Consider the following 14724-nt stretch of genomic DNA (forward strand, 5'->3'; position numbering starts at 1 on the left):
AAGGACGTTTGTGAACCAGGGGTAAATACGGCCGTAGAGTCCCGGATGCGCCGCGCCGTGGATACGGGAACGGCAGCTCATATGTTCAATGAGCTACATAGGATGCTGCCGGGAACTTGCTGACGCGGGCTGGAACTGTTCGCTCGACGCACGCCTCGCCGAGAGCTCAGCGCTGTCGACTTAAGTCAGGTCTACGAATGCAGCGGCTGATGTTCCGGGCGACCGCATTGGGGGGAGCAGCCCGGAATCTTGTGCCCGCGCTCAGGGAAGCGGTGCCCGCACCGGGCGAAGCAGGAAGGCGGGCAGATGTGAGTGATCGGCGGGCTCGTTGTCGTGGTCGCGCCGCGGTCGCCGCGCTTCATTGCGAGGCTGTTCGTTGCGAGGCTGCTCCTTGCGAGCGCTCGGCGCAGGCCGCGGAGAATTTGCCTGTGCGGCGCGCGGAGCTGCCGCGCGCGGCTCGCGCTCCCGCGGGGCTGGATCACGCTCGCGCGGGGCCGCATCGCGCTCCCGCGCCTTGCCGCGGCTGCCGCGACGCGCGGCGTCACGCGGACGTCGCTCACGCGTATCCTCGTCGCTCGAGGATTCCTGCACTTCGTAGTCACCCTCGATCGTCGGAATGCCCTGTCCGATCAGCTTCTCGATGGCGACCATCGACTTCTGGTCGGCCGGGGCCACGATCGAGATTGCCGTGCCGGTCCGTCCGGCGCGGCCGGTACGGCCAATGCGGTGAACGTAGTCGTCGGAATGATGCGGCACGTCGAAATTGAAGACGTGGCTGACTTCGGGAATGTCGAGGCCGCGTGCGGCGACGTCGGAGGCGACGAGCAAGGGCAGTTCGCCCTTGCGGAATTGATCGAGCGCCGCGGTGCGGGCCGACTGGTCCATGTCGCCGTGCAGGGCGCCAACACTGAAGCCGTGCTTCTGCAGCGACTTGTGAACGATGGCGACGTCGCGCTTGCGGTTGCAGAAGATGATCGCGTTGTTGAGATCCTTGGCGTTCCGCAACAGCCTGCGCAGCACCTCGCGCTTCTGATGCGCCTCGCGTCCGGATGGGACCTGCAACTGGGTCACGGTGACGGCGGTCGTGGCCGGCTTGGAGACCTCGACCTTCTGCGGGTTGTGCAGGAAGGTTTCGGTGATGCGCCGGATTTCCGGCGGCATGGTCGCGGTGAAGAACAGGGTCTGGCGGGTGAAGGGGACGAGCTTGCAGATGCGCTCGATGTCGGGGATGAAACCCATGTCGAGCATGCGGTCGGCTTCGTCGATGACCAGGAGCTCCACGCCCGTGAGCAGCAATCCGCCGCGTTCCGTATGATCGAGCAGTCGGCCTGGCGTGGCGATCAGCACGTCGACCCCGCGGGTCAGCTTGGCGTCCTGGTCGCCGAAGGAGACGCCGCCGATCAACAGAGCGACGTTGAGCTTCTGTCCGGCGCCGTAGCGATCGAAGTTCTCTTTGACCTGGGCGGCCAGCTCACGGGTCGGCTCCAGGATCAGGGTGCGCGGCATTCGGGCGCGGGCGCGGCCCTTCTCGAGGATCGTGAGCATCGGCAGGACGAAAGCGGCGGTCTTGCCGGTGCCGGTCTGGGCGATGCCGAGCACGTCGCGGCGCGCCAGCACATGAGGAATCGCCTGTTCCTGAATGGGGGTCGGGGTGGTGTAACCAGTGGCCGCAACTGCAGCCAACACCTTGTCGGACAAGCCGAGATTGGAAAAAGACATCGAGCCTCTATGTCACGCGCCGATAGGCGACGGGGCCTCTATTCGACGCCGCCGTTAGGAATCGAGGGTAAAAGGCTGTGGTCGCGCTCAACCCCGAAACGGCATGCTCTAACGAAGCTGGGGGTTTTCTGACTAACGCCGACCCGCGGTCAATCTCTCAGGAATCGGATGCGATCCGGCCGCGCTGCTGCGGAAGATAGGGGCGAATTCTGCAAAGTCAATGGAAGAGGGGAGCGAAGTACCGAAAAAGCTTAATGTTTTTGCATTATTTGCAGGCAACCTGTCGTCGAGCTGTCGTATTCGGGTGCTCCGAAGCTTCCTACGGCCGGTCGCGGAAAGCGCTCTGGTCGAATTGTCGACGGAATTGCGGCGTGTGTTCGGCAGGGGAGCAGCCGCGTGTGCCGCCGGCATGAACCGGTGGCGCGGTGCCGTCGACTATCCGAAGGCGGCAGCCCACGCGATGAGGGCAGGGACGAACGATGAGATCGATGCGGACGTGGCTGGCGTGCGGGCTGGCGATGCTGGCAATGGTTCTGGCGCCGGCGGCCGCGCGTGCCGAGAAGCGCGTTGCGCTCGTGATCGGCAACAACGACTACCGCTTCGTGCCGAAGCTGCAGAAGGCCGTCAACGACGCGCGGACGATGGGCGACACGCTGAAGCAACTCGGCTTCAATGTCATGGTCGCGGAGAATCTCAATCGCCAGCAGTTCAGCCAGACACTGCTGGCGTTCGACAACGCCGTCGAGCCGGGCGACACTGCGTTCTTCTTCTATGCCGGTCACGGCTTCGAAATCGCCGGCCAGAACTTCCTGTTGCCGACCGACGTGCCCGCGGCCACCGAAGGCCAGGAAGAGCTGGTACGCGACGCCTCGATCCTCGCGGACCGCGTCATCGAGCGGCTGCAGAACAAGAAGGCGCGCACCTCGATCCTGGTGTTCGACGCCTGCCGCAACAATCCGTTCGAGCGCTCGGGCACGCGCGCGGTGGCGGGCGGGGGTGGCCTGGCGCCGATGACGCAGTTGCCGGAAGGCGTATTCTCAGTGTTCTCGGCCGGTCCGCGCCAGACCGCGCTCGACCGGCTCTCCAACGACGACGTCAATCCAAACTCGGTGTTCACGCGCACCTTCGCCAAGGAGCTGACGCAGCCCGGCGTCAATCTGGTGCAGGTGGCGCAACGCACCCGTCGGCTGGTCAGCGAGCTCGCCGAGACCGTGCGGCACAAGCAGATTCCGGTCTATTTCGACCAGATGGTCGACGATGTCTTTCTCAACGGCATGGCGAAGGGGCCGGCTGCAGCCGACAAGCCGGCCGAGCCGCAGCAGAAGCTGGCGGCACTGCCTCCCGTCTCGGCGCCGCGCATTCCGCCGGCGAACGAGAGCCTGAACGCACCGATTGCGATGTTCTCGCGCCACAATGGCGGCTGGACCGTCACCTTCTCGATCGCCGATCCGACGCTCGGCATTTCCTGGCGCATGGGTGAGGCAGGAGAGTTTCGCGAGACCGGCTTCATGGACGTGCTCGATCCGCGCACGCGCAAGCGCATGCCCAATCCCTCGATCCAGCTGCCGTCGGATGCGCCCGCGGGCACCATCCAGGTCCGCTATGTCGATGCATCGGGCGAGATGCAGGGACCGTTCCCGATCCGCTTCGAGCCGGAGGCCGCGCTGGTGCATGACCAGCGCAAGATCCTCGACATGACCGCGACGAGCTGGCTGTCGTTCCGCGAGTTCAACGGTCTCCTGGTCTACTACACGCACCTGATGTCGTATCGCTGCGCCATCCGCGAGGTCCGCATCGGCATCGACACGGCGGTGCCGGACAAGGTCCTCAACATGCCCGGCTGCGACATGCGCGATCCCATTGCGATTCCCTCCAACGCCACGCCCTATTTGAAGCTGCCGCCAGCGACGAAGTTCGTCTCGGTGGAGTTGACCTATCGCGACGGCAGCGTCTCCGAAATCAAGAGCTTTCGACGCTGAGACCTCGGCTAGGCCATGATCGAATAGCCACCATCGACGGGAATGGCTGTGCCGGTGACGAAGTCCGAGGCCGGCGAGCTCAAGAACGTCGCGATGCCGGCGAAGTCGTCGATGTCGCCCCACCGTGCCGCCGGCGTGCGCGCCAGCACGCGGTCGTGCAGGCCGTCGATCTGGCTGCGCGCCGCGCGCGTCAGGTCGGTGTCGATCCAGCCCGGCAAGATCGCGTTGACCTGGATGTTGTCGGGCGACCAGGCGCAGGCACAGGCGCGCGTGTACTGCACGATGCCGCCCTTGCTGGCCGCATAGGCCGGCGCGAAGCTGGCGCCGAAGATCGACAGCATCGAGCCGATGTTGATGATCTTGCCGCCGCCGTTCGCCTTGAGGGCCGGGTAGGCGGCCTTCGAGCACAGGAAGGCGCTGGTGAGATTGGTGTCGATCACCTGCTGCCACTCCTCCAGCTCGAGCACGTGCGGCGGCTTGCGGATGCTCATGCCGGCATTGTTGATGAGGATGTCGATGCGACCGAGCTCGCTGGTCACGCGCGCGACCATGGCGGCGACGTCGTCCTTGTCGCTGACGTCGGCTGTGACGGCGATGGCACGGCCGCCGCGACCGGCGAGATCAGCCACCGCCGCCCGTGACTTGGTTTCGTTGCGGCCGACCACGGCAATGTCGGCGCCGGCATCGGCAAGCCCGCGCGCCATCCCCAAGCCGATTCCGCCGTTGCCTCCCGTCACGATCGCAACCTTGCCACTCAGGTCGAAACGGCCCGCCATGTCGTGTCTCCATGTCGTTGTTGTCAGACGTCAGCAGGTGCCCTGCCAGATCATCACCAGGCCGAGTGCACCCATGCCGACGCCATAGCCGGCCCATTGCAGCTGGTTGATCATGAAGCTCGTCCGCGGCCATGCCACCACCCCGGTGCCCTGACCGACCCAGAGCAGGCCGATGGCGAGCACGAGCAGGCCGCCGATCATCAGGAATTTCCGCATGACCATGTCCTCCCTCGTCGACCGCGTCACAGCATCGGAAACGCTGCTGCCGTCTTTTTTGTGAAGTTTTGTGACGAGGAGGCTAGCGGCCGGCGCGGCAGATGACCAGCGGCTCCAGCCGCCAATATCCGAGCCAAAAACAAAAAGCCCCGGATCAACCGGGGCTTTTCGCAGAATTATTGAAAGACCGAGTGCGTTCGGCTCAGTACTTGACGACCGGGCCGGTCCAGTTGAAGCGGTAGACCAGCGAGGTGCTGATGGTCTGCACCCACGGCTTGAAGCTGACGGAGTCCGTGCTCAGAGCATTGGTGCCATCGAAGCGGACGGCAATGTCCTTGCGGTCGTAATAGGCCGCGCGATATTCGGTCTTCATGAACCAGCCCGGCGCCGAGATGCCGAAGATGTTCAGGTTGTTCTCGACGCCGCCGCCGACGAACCAGCCGTTCCGGTTGAACGAGTCGGTATGCAAGCCCGAGGCAGCACCGGTGAGGGTGGTCAGACCAGTGCCCGACCAATGCGATCCGGAGTAACCGGCATTGACGTACGACAGGACATTCGGAGCAACCAAATAGCCAATGCGAGCGCCCGCGGCCCAAGCATCCTGCATCTTGATGCGGCCAGTGAGGGCCGGCGCAATCTGATCCTGCACGGTGCCGCGCATGCTGCCGAACTGACCATCGGCGAACACGCCGAAGACCCAGGACGGATTGAACTGCCAGTCGTAGCCGGCGCCGACGGTGCCGAACCAGCCGTCGCCACCGACGCGCTGATCGATCGTCACCGGCACGCCGTTGAAGTTGGTGTGCGAGTCGGCATCCCAGATGCCGCCGCCGGCACCACCGAAGATGTAGAAGCCGGTCCAGCTCGGCGCCACCGGCATCATCGGAGCCTTCACGTAGGGGCGAGCTGCCAGATCAGCAGCCGAAGCGGCACCCGTGATCGCAACCAGCGCAGTGGCAGCAAGCAAAAGCTTTTTCATATTCAATTCCCCAAGATCGTCATGTCGCAGGTGCCGGGTTGCGGCGGCGATTCCCTCGCCAGATGTGCCCGAACTATAGCCGATTGGTGCCCAAAAGCTGTTGCAGGTTGAGCACACCGGAGGGGAAAGTGCGCTGCGGGATGCTCGGGATTCTCGTAACCCTCTGATTGGAAAGGTCGATTGTAGGCTCGCGCGAGCCAATGGAACCTGCAATCGAGGCGTGAAATCGGGTCAAAAGCTAGACGTCGAGCAGCTCGTCGCTGGCGAATTCGGCCTTTTCCGAAATGAAGGCGAAGCGGGCCTCTGCCTTGGTCCCCATCAGCCGCTCGACCGAGTCGGCGGTGCCGTCGCGATCCTCGGCCAGCAGAACCACGCGCAGCAGGGTGCGCTTGGCCGGATCCATGGTGGTTTCCTTGAGCTGGGCCGGCATCATCTCACCGAGACCTTTGAAGCGGCCGATCTCGACCTTGGCGTTGGCATTGAACTCGCGCTTCAGGAGCTCGTCCCGATGGGCATCGTCGCGCGCGTAGAACGTCTTGCTGCCATGGGTGAGCCGGTAGAGCGGCGGCACGGCGAGGTAGAGATGCCCCTCGTCGATCAGCGGCCGCATCTGCCGGTAGAAGAAGGTAATCAGCAGCGAGGCGATGTGGGCGCCGTCGACGTCGGCATCGGTCATGATGATGATGCGCTGGTAGCGCAGATCCTCCTCGCGATACGACGTGCCGGTGCCGGCGCCGATCGCCATCACGAGATCGGCGAGCTGGGCGTTGGCGGTCAGCTTGTCCTTGCCGGCGGAGGCCACGTTGAGGATCTTGCCGCGCAGCGGCAGCACCGCCTGCTTCTTGCGGTCGCGCGCCTGCTTGGCGCTGCCGCCGGCCGAATCGCCCTCGACGATGAACAGCTCGGAGCCTTCGGTGCCGGCGTCGGTGCAGTCGGCGAGCTTGCCGGGCAGGCGCAGCTTCTTGGTCGCGGTCTTGCGCGCCGTCTCCTTCTCCTGCCGGCGGCGGATGCGTTCCTCGGCGCGCTCGATGACGAAATCGAGCAGCCGGTTGGCCTGCACCGGATTGCCGGACAGCCAGTGGTCGAACGGGTCCTTGACGGCCTGCTCGACGATGCGCTGGGCCTCTGCCGTGGCGAGGCGGTCCTTGGTCTGGCCCTGGAATTCCGGCTCGCGCACGAACACCGAGAGCATGATGGCGGCGCCCGCCATGATGTCCTCGGAGGTGATGTTGGCCGATCGCTTGCCCTGGCCGACGCGCTCGGCGTGGTCCTTCAGGCCGCGCAGAAGCGCGCTGCGGATGCCGGATTCGTGCGTGCCGCCGTCCGGCGTCGGAATCGTGTTGCAATAGGAGGACAGGAAGCCGTCGGCATCGGCGGTCCAGGCGACCGCCCATTCACAGCCGCCATGGCCACCGGTGCGGCCCGACTTGCCGGCGAAGATATCCGGATGGACCAGCGTGTCGGCATGGATCGCTGCGGCCAGGTAGTCCTTCAGACCGCCGGGGAAATGGAACGTCGCCTCGGCCTGGACGTCCTCGATGCCCTTCAGCAGCGACGGATCGCACTTCCAGCGGATCTCGACGCCGCCGAACAGATAGGCTTTCGAGCGCGCCATCTTGAACAGGCGCTGCGGCTTGAACGTCGCCTTGGCGCCGAAGATGGTCGGGTCGGGTTGGAAACGCACCCGTGTGCCGCGCCGGTTGGCGACCTTGCCGACCTCCTCGAGCTTGCCCTTGGGATGTCCGCGTTCGAACACCATGCGGTAGAGCTTCTGGTTGCGGGCGACCTCGACCTCGAGCCGGGTCGACAGCGCGTTCACCACGGAGATGCCGACGCCGTGCAGGCCGCCCGAGGTCTCGTAGACCTTGGAGTCGAACTTGCCGCCCGCGTGCAGCGTGCACATGATGATTTCGAGCGCCGACTTCTTCGGAAACTTGGGATGGGGATCGATAGGAATGCCGCGGCCGTTGTCGGTCACGGTGAGGAAGCCTTCGGCGTCGAGCTCGACCTCGATGAAGGTGGCGTGGCCGGCCAGCGCCTCGTCCATCGAGTTGTCGATGACCTCGGCAAACAGGTGGTGCAGCGCCTTTTCGTCGGTGCCGCCGATATACATGCCGGGGCGGCGCCGCACCGGCTCCAGGCCCTCGAGGACCTCGATGTCACGGGCAGTGTAATCGCCCTCGGCACTCGCCGAGCGGGCGGCTGGCTTGGCCGGAGCCTTGCCCTTGGCGGCGAACGCCGCCAACGGGTCCGTGACGCTCTTGGCCTTGGCTTTTGCAGCTGATTTCAACGGCTTACCCATGGAATCTGATGTTGCGTGTGCGCAAGATGGAACGAATCGTTGGGCCTGACTATGCCATGGACCGGCATAAAACAATGACCCCGGGAAACAACGACGTTCACCGGCCCGCCACGTCTTGGCCGGTTCCGAACGTCGGATCGCCGCTGTTCACGCGGTTCAGCCGGTTGTTGTGACTTGAAGTGGGCGGGTTCGGTGGCGTACCAGTCTGCGCCATGGAACCGCGAAGGCCTTCAAGCACTTAAGCGCCGCGGAGCAGAAAGGCGTCGAGCAGATGGAAGATTTTGGCCGCGCGGTTGCCGACTTCGTGCGCGACCATCAGGCCTGGGCTGCTCCGATCGTCCTGCTGCTTGCCTTTGGCGAGTCCCTGGCCTTCGTCTCGCTCCTGATTCCCGCCTGGGGCGCCCTGGTCGCGATCGGCGCCCTGATCGGCGCCACCGGGATCAGCTTCTGGCCGATATGGCTGGCCGGGGGCATCGGCGCCGCGCTCGGCGACTGGGTCTCCTACTGGTTCGGCTACCGCTACAAGGACCGCGTCGCCCAGATGTGGCCGCTGTCGCGCTACCCGGAGCTGCTGCCGCGCGGCGAGGCCTTCGTGCGCGATTGGGGCGTGCCGAGCATCTTCATCGGCCGGTTCTTTGGCCCGTTGCGCGCATCGGTGCCGCTGGCGGCGGGCATTTTCGAGATGCCCTACATGGTGTTCCAGATCGCCAACTTCGTGTCGGCGCTGGTGTGGTCGGCGGTGCTGCTGCTGTTCGGCGACATCATCGGGCGCATCATGGAATGGCTGTGGCATGCGGTCTGACGCCAGCCCTGAACGCGCCGGGCCGACTTGCGAGCTTGACGCAGGAACCCGGCAGCCTTATAGGCCTGCCCCCATGATCAACGCAGCGACCCACATGATCGCCGAAATGCGCCGTCGTACCTCCGCGGTACGGGCGATGATCTGCGTCTAGATCACAGCCCCTGCCGCCGGATCCGATCCCGCGGCAGACTTTCTCCTTGCAGCGCGATTGATCAGGCGGCTCCTTCGTCCAGCAGGAGTTTCCGATGTACACGCCACCGCCCTTCAAGCCCGATCGCGCCGCGAGCCTCGGCTTCGCTGACGCGCGCGGCTTCGGCATGGTCTGCGCGTGGGACGGCACAAAGCCGATCGCGTCACCGGTACCGTTTCACCTGGGCGCCTTGAACGATGGCACGCCGCAGGCGTTCTTCCATGTCGCGCGCGGCAATCCGCTGGCAAGGATCGCCGACGGTACGACGCCCTGGCTGTTGGCCGTCAGCGGCGCCGATGCTTACGTCTCCGCCGATTGGTATGTGTCGCCCGACCAGGTGCCGACCTGGCTCTATCAGGCCGTGCATCTGACCGGTACGGCGCGGATCTTGTCGGAGGCCGAGCTCGCGCGGCAGACGGATGAGGTCAGTGCGAAGTTCGAGCAGCGGCTGCTGCCGAAGAAGCCCTGGACCTCGGACAAGATGACGGCGGGACGCCTCGAGGCGATGCGCAAGGCGATTGTGGGCATCGTCATGACGATCGATCAGGTCGAAGGCAGCTTCAAGCTCAACCAGCACAAGTCCGAGGCCGACTACGCGACGATCGCGACGAGGCTCGGCGAGCAGCCCGACATTGGCTCGCAACAGATTTCCTCTCTCATGCGGCAGGCGCGGCCCCAGGCCTTTGCCGGCGAAACCCAGACCTAAGGAGCGTGTCATGACCGTGATCGACAGCAACGTGCCGAAAGCTCACGCCGCCTCCGGGACTGCGACACGCGCCGTGTTCGTCGACGGCGGCTCGGGAACGACCGGCCTGGGAATCGCCGAGCGTCTCCGGCACCAGCCGGACATCGTCGTGAAGACGATCGCCGAGGACAAGCGCAAGGATCCGGCGGCCAAGCGGGCGCTGATGGCCGAGGTCGATCTCGTCATCCTTTGCCTGCCGGACGATGCGGCCAAGGAGACGGTGGCGCTGATCGACGGCATGGGCAGCTCTGCGCCGAAGGTGCTGGACGCGTCGACCGCATACCGGGTCGCGCCGGACTGGGCCTATGGCTTTCCCGAGCTCGCCGCCGACCAGGCCGACAAGATCCGGAATGCGCGCAAGGTCTCCAATCCCGGCTGCTATCCCACCGGCGGCATCGCGCTGCTGCGGCCGCTGGTCGATGCCGGACTGATGCCGCAGGACTATCCGGTCACGGTGAACGCGGTGAGCGGCTATTCCGGCGGCGGCAAGACGATGATCGCGGCCTTTGAGAATGGCACCGCGCCGAACTTCGAGCTGTACGGTCTCGGCCTCGAGCACAAGCATCTGCCTGAGCTGCAGCTCTATTCGCGGTTGACCCGGCGGCCGATCTTCATTCCCTCCGTCGGCAACTACCGGCAGGGCATGCTGGTCTCCGTGCCGCTGCAACTCGACACACTGCCGGGCAAGCCGTCAGGCTCGGACCTGCAGGCGGCCCTGACGAAGCATTATGCCGGCAGCAAATACGTCTCGGTGATGCCGCTCGATGGCGCGGCGGCCAAGAGCGGCCGGCTCGAGCCGGAGGCGCTGAACGAGACGAACAAGCTCGAGCTCTACGTCTTCGCCAGCGACCAGCATCACCAGGCGGTGCTGGTGGCGCGGCTCGACAATCTCGGCAAGGGCGCCTCGGGCGCGGCCGTGCAGAACATGCGGCTGATGCTCGGACTGCCCGATCTCGGGAGCTGAGACCGATCTGGATCGTCCGGCCGCAGACGCGCCGGCACGATCGGCAACATCATGCGAGGTCGGCGCGCCGCCGGCATCGCGTGCAATGACGCACGCTGAGGGATGGGCAGACCCATGACCGCCACTGATCTGAACGCGCTGCCCGTCACCGCCAACGATGTGCGGGCCGCCGCCGAGACCATCGGTGGCGCCGTGCTCGCGACGGCCTGCAACCAGAGCCGGACGCTCGGCGAGATCTGCGGCTGCAACGTCTGGCTGAAATTCGAGAACCTGCAGTTCACGTCGTCGTTCAAGGAGCGCGGCGCGCTGAACCGGCTGAATGCGCTGTCCGCCGAGCAGCGCGAACGCGGCGTGATCGCGATGTCGGCCGGCAACCACGCGCAGGGCGTCGCGTATAACGCGCGGCGTCTCGGCATTCCCGCGACCATCGTGATGCCGGTGGGCACGCCGATGGTGAAGGTGGAGAACACCAAGCGGCACGGCGCCGAGGTCGTGATTTCCGGCGCCACCTTGGAGGAGGCGGGCGCGTTCGCCAGGGAGCACGGCGCGGCGCACGGCATGACCATGATCCATCCTTACGACGATCCACTGATCATCGCAGGGCAGGGCACGGTGGCGCTGGAGATGCTCGCGGTGGTCCCCGAGCTCGATACGCTCGTGGTGCCGATCGGCGGCGGCGGGCTGATCTCCGGCATGGCGGTCGCGGCGCGCGCAATCAAGCCGGGCTTGCGCATCGTCGGCGTTCAGGCCGAACTCTATCCGTCGATGTACAACGCCATCCGCAGCAGTCAGCTGCCGATGCGCGGCGACACGCTCGCCGAGGGCATCGCGGTGAAATCGCCGGGCCGGATCACGACCGAGATTATCCGCCATCTCGTCGACGATATCCTGCTGGTCAACGAGCCGCAGATCGAGCGTGCGCTCGCCACGCTGATCTCGATCGAGAAGACGGTGGTCGAAGGCGCCGGCGCCGTCGGTCTCGCCGCAGTGCTCGCGCACCCCGCGCAGTTTGCCGGCCGCAATGTCGGCCTGGTGCTGAGCGGCGGCAACATCGACACCCGACTGATCGCCTCGGTGCTCACCCGCGAGCTCGCTCGCGAGGGGCGGCTGACGCAGCTGTCGATCGACATCGTCGATCGTCCCGGACAACTCGCTGCCGTGTCGACGCTGCTCGCCGATGCCGGCGCCAACATCATCGAGGTGTCGCATCAGCGAACGTTCTCGGACCTGCCGGCCAAGGCGACCCTGCTCGAGCTGGTGATCGAGACGCGCGACCAGGCGCATCTCAACGACGTGATGGCGAAGCTTGTCGCCGCAAATTTCAAGGCGCGCTGCACCTGAGCGCGCCTCCCAACGATACGGATTGTGGAACGTCAACGATGTTCAAGACCATTCGGCACATCTCCGACGTCGAGCCTGCGGTCGCTGGGAAGAAGGAGATTCGTTTCCTCTCCCAGCCCAACGGCATCACGCTCGGCTGCTATCTGTTCATGGACTCCAAGACCTTCGACTCGCCGGAGGCGCTGGAGTGCCGCGGCATCGCGTTCGACCGCTCCGGCCACATCGTTTCGCGGCCGCTGCACAAGTTCTTCAACGTCGGGGAGAAGGAATGGCTGGCGCCGGACCGGCTGCTGTCGCGTGACGACATCGTCGCGATCTACGACAAGCTCGACGGCAGCATGGTCGCGACCGCCTGGGTCGAGGGCCAGCTGAAGTGGCGGTCGAAAAAGTCTTTCAACTCGGATGTGGTCCATTTGGCTGCAGGGCTGCTGGACCAGCCAGAGCACGCCCACATCAACGCCTTCGCCAAGGAGGTCGCGAGCGCCGGCATGACCGCGATCTTCGAGCTGACCCATCCGGATGCGCGGATCGTCGTCGCGCAGGAGCAGCCCGAGCTGCGGCTGCTGCATGTGCGCGACAACGTCACCGGCCAATATGTCATGCTGGACAGCGGTCATGCCGTTCATGACCTGGTCGCCGGCCACGGCGTTCCGCTGGTGCATCGGTTCGACGGGCTGTCGCTTGCCGCCGCCATTGACTCGCTGGCCGACATGGAGGGCAGGGAAGGCTACGTCATCCAGTTCGCCAATGGCGACATGGTCAAGATCAAGTGCCCCTGGTACCTGCGCATCCATCGCAGCCTGTCGTTCCTGCGCGAGCGCGACATCGCCTGGCTGGCGCTCAATGAAGAGCTGGACGACGTCAAAGGCCACTTGGTCGAAGCAGGTGTCGATCTGGCCGCGGTGAATGAGGTGGAGGCGCGACTGAAAAGCATGCTCTCCCGCTTCCTGGATGAGATCGAGGCCGTCTATCAGCGTGACCGCGATCTCGACCGCAAGAGCTTTGCGATCGCCAACAAGGACAATCCGCTGTTCGGCCTGGCGATGCAGCGCTATCTCGGCAAGGAGGTCACCTTGCTCGACTGGTATGGACGCACGCGGCTGAAGGACGATTTCAGCCTGCGTCCGTTGGTCGACGAAACGCTGATCGACGCTCTCGACGGCTGAGGCCGCCAGCCGCCTCGCGCAGCGAGGTCGTGGACGTCCATTGCATTGCAGCAACACGCCTCCGCCGACGCGGTGCTTGCTGCCTTATCTGCACCTTTCTCGCTTCTTTGCGCCACGACCTGCTCACGCGGTCGAATGGAACTCACGCGCGCGGAGTGAGGCACGTCATTCCGGTCGCACGCGCGACGCTCATCGTCTGAGGTTGTCAGGTCAGTTTTTTAGTTGCGTACCTCAAAAAATGAGGACAGGATTACCGCAACAAAAAGGACGGTTGGGAGGATTGTGATGAGAGTGCTCGCGAAGCTGGGACTCGCGGCTGCCGCATGCCTGCTCTGGACCACCGCCGCGAGCGCCGACATCACCGTGAAATGGCTGCATATCGAGGTCAATCCGGCCCAGGTGAAGATCTGGGAGGAGGTGGCCCGCGCTTATGAGGCGTCGCATCCGGGCGTCAAGATCGAGATGCAGTTCCTCGAAAACGAGGCCTACAAGGCCAAGCTGCCGACCATCCTGCAGTCCAAGGACCGGCCGAACATCATCTATAGCTGGGCTGGCGGTGTCCTGAAGGCGCAGATCGAGGCTGGCGTGCTCGAGGACATCACCGAGCAGGTGAAAGGCTACAGCGACAGCGTGACTCCGGCGGCGCTCGCGGCATTCACCGATGGCGGCCACGTCTACGGCCTTCCGATCTCGCTGTCGCAGGTCGGCTTCGCCTGCAACAAGGAGCTGATGGCCAAGGCCAAGGTCGATCCCACGGCGATCAAGAGCTGGGACGATCTGCTGAGCGCCGTGAAGACGTTGAAGGCGGCCGGCGTGACCCCGATCGTGGTCGGCGGCGCCGACAAATGGCCGCTGCATTTCTACTGGACGCATCTTGCGGTGCGGATCGGCGGCAAGCCGGCATTCGACGCGGCGCTGCGCGGCGAGAATGGCGGCTTTGCCGGCGACACCTTCGTCAAATCAGGCGAGCTGTTCAAGCAGCTCGTCGATCTCCAGCCATTCCAGAATGGCTTTCTTGGCTTCAAGAACCCGCAGGCCGTCGGATATTTCGGCGATGGCAAGGCGGCGATGACGCTCGCGATCAGCTCCGTCTACAATCTGCAGCGGGCGCTCGCCGCCGACAAGGTCGGCTTGAGCGAAGACAAGATCTGCTGGTTCGATTTTCCGGTCGTGCAAGGCGGCAAGGGCGCGCCGACGGATACGCTCGGCGGCATCACCGGCTGGTTGGTCACCAAGGGCTCGCCCAAGGAAGCCGTCGATTTCCTGAAGTACTTCATCTCCAAGGACGTCCAGACACGGTTGGCGGCGGGAAATTTCATCATCCCGGTGGTGCAGGGCGCGGACGCCGGCCTCAACAATTCCTTCATGAAGCTGATCGCGTCCAATCTGGCCAAATCGAACTATCACCAGAACTTCTATGACCAGAGCCTCGGCCCCTCCGTCGGTCGCGTCGTCAACGATGTCTCCGCGGAGATCGCCGGCGGCAGCATGAGTCCGCAGGAGGCTGCCAAGGCGATCGAGGCAGCGCGGAAGCAGGGCAACTGA

At 64.9% G+C, this 14724-nt stretch carries 12 protein-coding genes; 7 read left to right on the forward strand and 5 right to left on the reverse strand.

Translation table 11 applies throughout. The features are described from left to right. Window positions 1-261 precede the first annotated feature (261 nt). The gene (locus QX073_RS05790) at window positions 262-1719 is read right to left on the reverse strand and encodes a DEAD/DEAH box helicase (RefSeq protein WP_316225447.1); all 1458 of its coding nucleotides are present in this window, start codon (window positions 1717-1719) and stop codon (window positions 262-264) included. Between the two features lie 479 nt (window positions 1720-2198). Here QX073_RS05790 and QX073_RS05795 point away from each other — a divergent pair, with 479 nt between their 5' ends. Beyond that, window positions 2199-3698 carry a caspase domain-containing protein gene (locus QX073_RS05795; protein WP_410052357.1) on the forward strand — a complete coding sequence of 500 codons (1500 nt, stop codon included), beginning with the start codon at window positions 2199-2201 and terminating at the stop codon, window positions 3696-3698. Window positions 3699-3706: 8 nt separating this feature from the next. On the opposite strand, the gene QX073_RS05800 is transcribed toward QX073_RS05795, so the two are convergent. The 4 genes from QX073_RS05800 to parE all read right to left on the reverse strand — a co-directional run bounded on the left by QX073_RS05800 (window position 3707) and on the right by parE (window position 7971). Then, window positions 3707-4474 carry a glucose 1-dehydrogenase gene (locus tag QX073_RS05800; protein WP_316225448.1) on the reverse strand — a complete coding sequence of 256 codons (768 nt, stop codon included), beginning with the start codon at window positions 4472-4474 and terminating at the stop codon, window positions 3707-3709. A gap of 30 nt (window positions 4475-4504) precedes the next feature. Continuing rightward, the gene (locus QX073_RS05805) at window positions 4505-4690 is read right to left on the reverse strand and encodes a hypothetical protein (protein ID WP_316225593.1); all 186 of its coding nucleotides are present in this window, start codon (window positions 4688-4690) and stop codon (window positions 4505-4507) included. A gap of 202 nt (window positions 4691-4892) precedes the next feature. Next, window positions 4893-5669 carry an outer membrane beta-barrel protein gene (locus QX073_RS05810; RefSeq protein WP_315751666.1) on the reverse strand — a complete coding sequence of 259 codons (777 nt, stop codon included), beginning with the start codon at window positions 5667-5669 and terminating at the stop codon, window positions 4893-4895. Between the two features lie 238 nt (window positions 5670-5907). Then, window positions 5908-7971, reverse strand: a complete 2064-nt coding sequence (gene parE, locus QX073_RS05815) for a DNA topoisomerase IV subunit B (protein ID WP_315751665.1) — start codon at window positions 7969-7971, stop codon at window positions 5908-5910. Window positions 7972-8242: 271 nt separating this feature from the next. On the opposite strand from parE, the gene QX073_RS05820 reads away from it, so the two are divergent. The 6 genes from QX073_RS05820 to QX073_RS05845 all read left to right on the forward strand — a co-directional run bounded on the left by QX073_RS05820 (window position 8243) and on the right by QX073_RS05845 (window position 14724). After that, window positions 8243-8773, forward strand: coding sequence for a DedA family protein (locus QX073_RS05820; protein WP_315712141.1), 531 nt, complete (start codon window positions 8243-8245; stop codon window positions 8771-8773). Between the two features lie 245 nt (window positions 8774-9018). Further along, window positions 9019-9669, forward strand: a complete 651-nt coding sequence (locus QX073_RS05825) for an FMN-binding negative transcriptional regulator (protein WP_315712139.1) — start codon at window positions 9019-9021, stop codon at window positions 9667-9669. Between the two features lie 10 nt (window positions 9670-9679). Then, window positions 9680-10672, forward strand: coding sequence for an N-acetyl-gamma-glutamyl-phosphate reductase (gene argC / locus QX073_RS05830; protein ID WP_316203583.1), 993 nt, complete (start codon window positions 9680-9682; stop codon window positions 10670-10672). A 114-nt stretch (window positions 10673-10786) separates the two neighbouring features. Continuing rightward, complete coding sequence (locus tag QX073_RS05835; protein WP_315712136.1) at window positions 10787-12013, forward strand: threonine ammonia-lyase; 1227 nt, start codon at window positions 10787-10789, stop codon at window positions 12011-12013. 38 nt (window positions 12014-12051) lie between these two features. Next, complete coding sequence (locus tag QX073_RS05840; RefSeq protein WP_315751662.1) at window positions 12052-13179, forward strand: RNA ligase; 1128 nt, start codon at window positions 12052-12054, stop codon at window positions 13177-13179. A gap of 285 nt (window positions 13180-13464) precedes the next feature. Beyond that, the gene (locus QX073_RS05845; protein WP_316225449.1) at window positions 13465-14724 is read left to right on the forward strand and encodes an extracellular solute-binding protein; all 1260 of its coding nucleotides are present in this window, start codon (window positions 13465-13467) and stop codon (window positions 14722-14724) included.

The sequence above is a fragment of the Bradyrhizobium sp. SZCCHNS3052 genome (genome assembly GCF_032484495.1).
In the GTDB taxonomy this organism is placed as follows: Bacteria; Pseudomonadota; Alphaproteobacteria; order Rhizobiales; family Xanthobacteraceae; genus Bradyrhizobium.

What these genes read in the sequence shown, in the direction of transcription:
- QX073_RS05790 (WP_316225447.1), bottom strand. Translation starts at nt 1,719, where the DNA reads ATGTCTTTTTCCAATCTCGGCTTGTCCGACAAGGTGTTGGCTGCAGTT.
- QX073_RS05795 (WP_410052357.1), top strand. Translation starts at nt 2,199, where the DNA reads ATGAGATCGATGCGGACGTGGCTGGCGTGCGGGCTGGCGATGCTGGCA.
- QX073_RS05800 (WP_316225448.1), bottom strand. Translation starts at nt 4,474, where the DNA reads ATGGCGGGCCGTTTCGACCTGAGTGGCAAGGTTGCGATCGTGACGGGA.
- QX073_RS05805 (WP_316225593.1), bottom strand. Translation starts at nt 4,690, where the DNA reads ATGCGGAAATTCCTGATGATCGGCGGCCTGCTCGTGCTCGCCATCGGC.
- QX073_RS05810 (WP_315751666.1), bottom strand. Translation starts at nt 5,669, where the DNA reads ATGAAAAAGCTTTTGCTTGCTGCCACTGCGCTGGTTGCGATCACGGGT.
- parE (WP_315751665.1), bottom strand. Translation starts at nt 7,971, where the DNA reads ATGGGTAAGCCGTTGAAATCAGCTGCAAAAGCCAAGGCCAAGAGCGTC.
- QX073_RS05820 (WP_315712141.1), top strand. Translation starts at nt 8,243, where the DNA reads ATGGAAGATTTTGGCCGCGCGGTTGCCGACTTCGTGCGCGACCATCAG.
- QX073_RS05825 (WP_315712139.1), top strand. Translation starts at nt 9,019, where the DNA reads ATGTACACGCCACCGCCCTTCAAGCCCGATCGCGCCGCGAGCCTCGGC.
- argC (WP_316203583.1), top strand. Translation starts at nt 9,680, where the DNA reads ATGACCGTGATCGACAGCAACGTGCCGAAAGCTCACGCCGCCTCCGGG.
- QX073_RS05835 (WP_315712136.1), top strand. Translation starts at nt 10,787, where the DNA reads ATGACCGCCACTGATCTGAACGCGCTGCCCGTCACCGCCAACGATGTG.
- QX073_RS05840 (WP_315751662.1), top strand. Translation starts at nt 12,052, where the DNA reads ATGTTCAAGACCATTCGGCACATCTCCGACGTCGAGCCTGCGGTCGCT.
- QX073_RS05845 (WP_316225449.1), top strand. Translation starts at nt 13,465, where the DNA reads ATGAGAGTGCTCGCGAAGCTGGGACTCGCGGCTGCCGCATGCCTGCTC.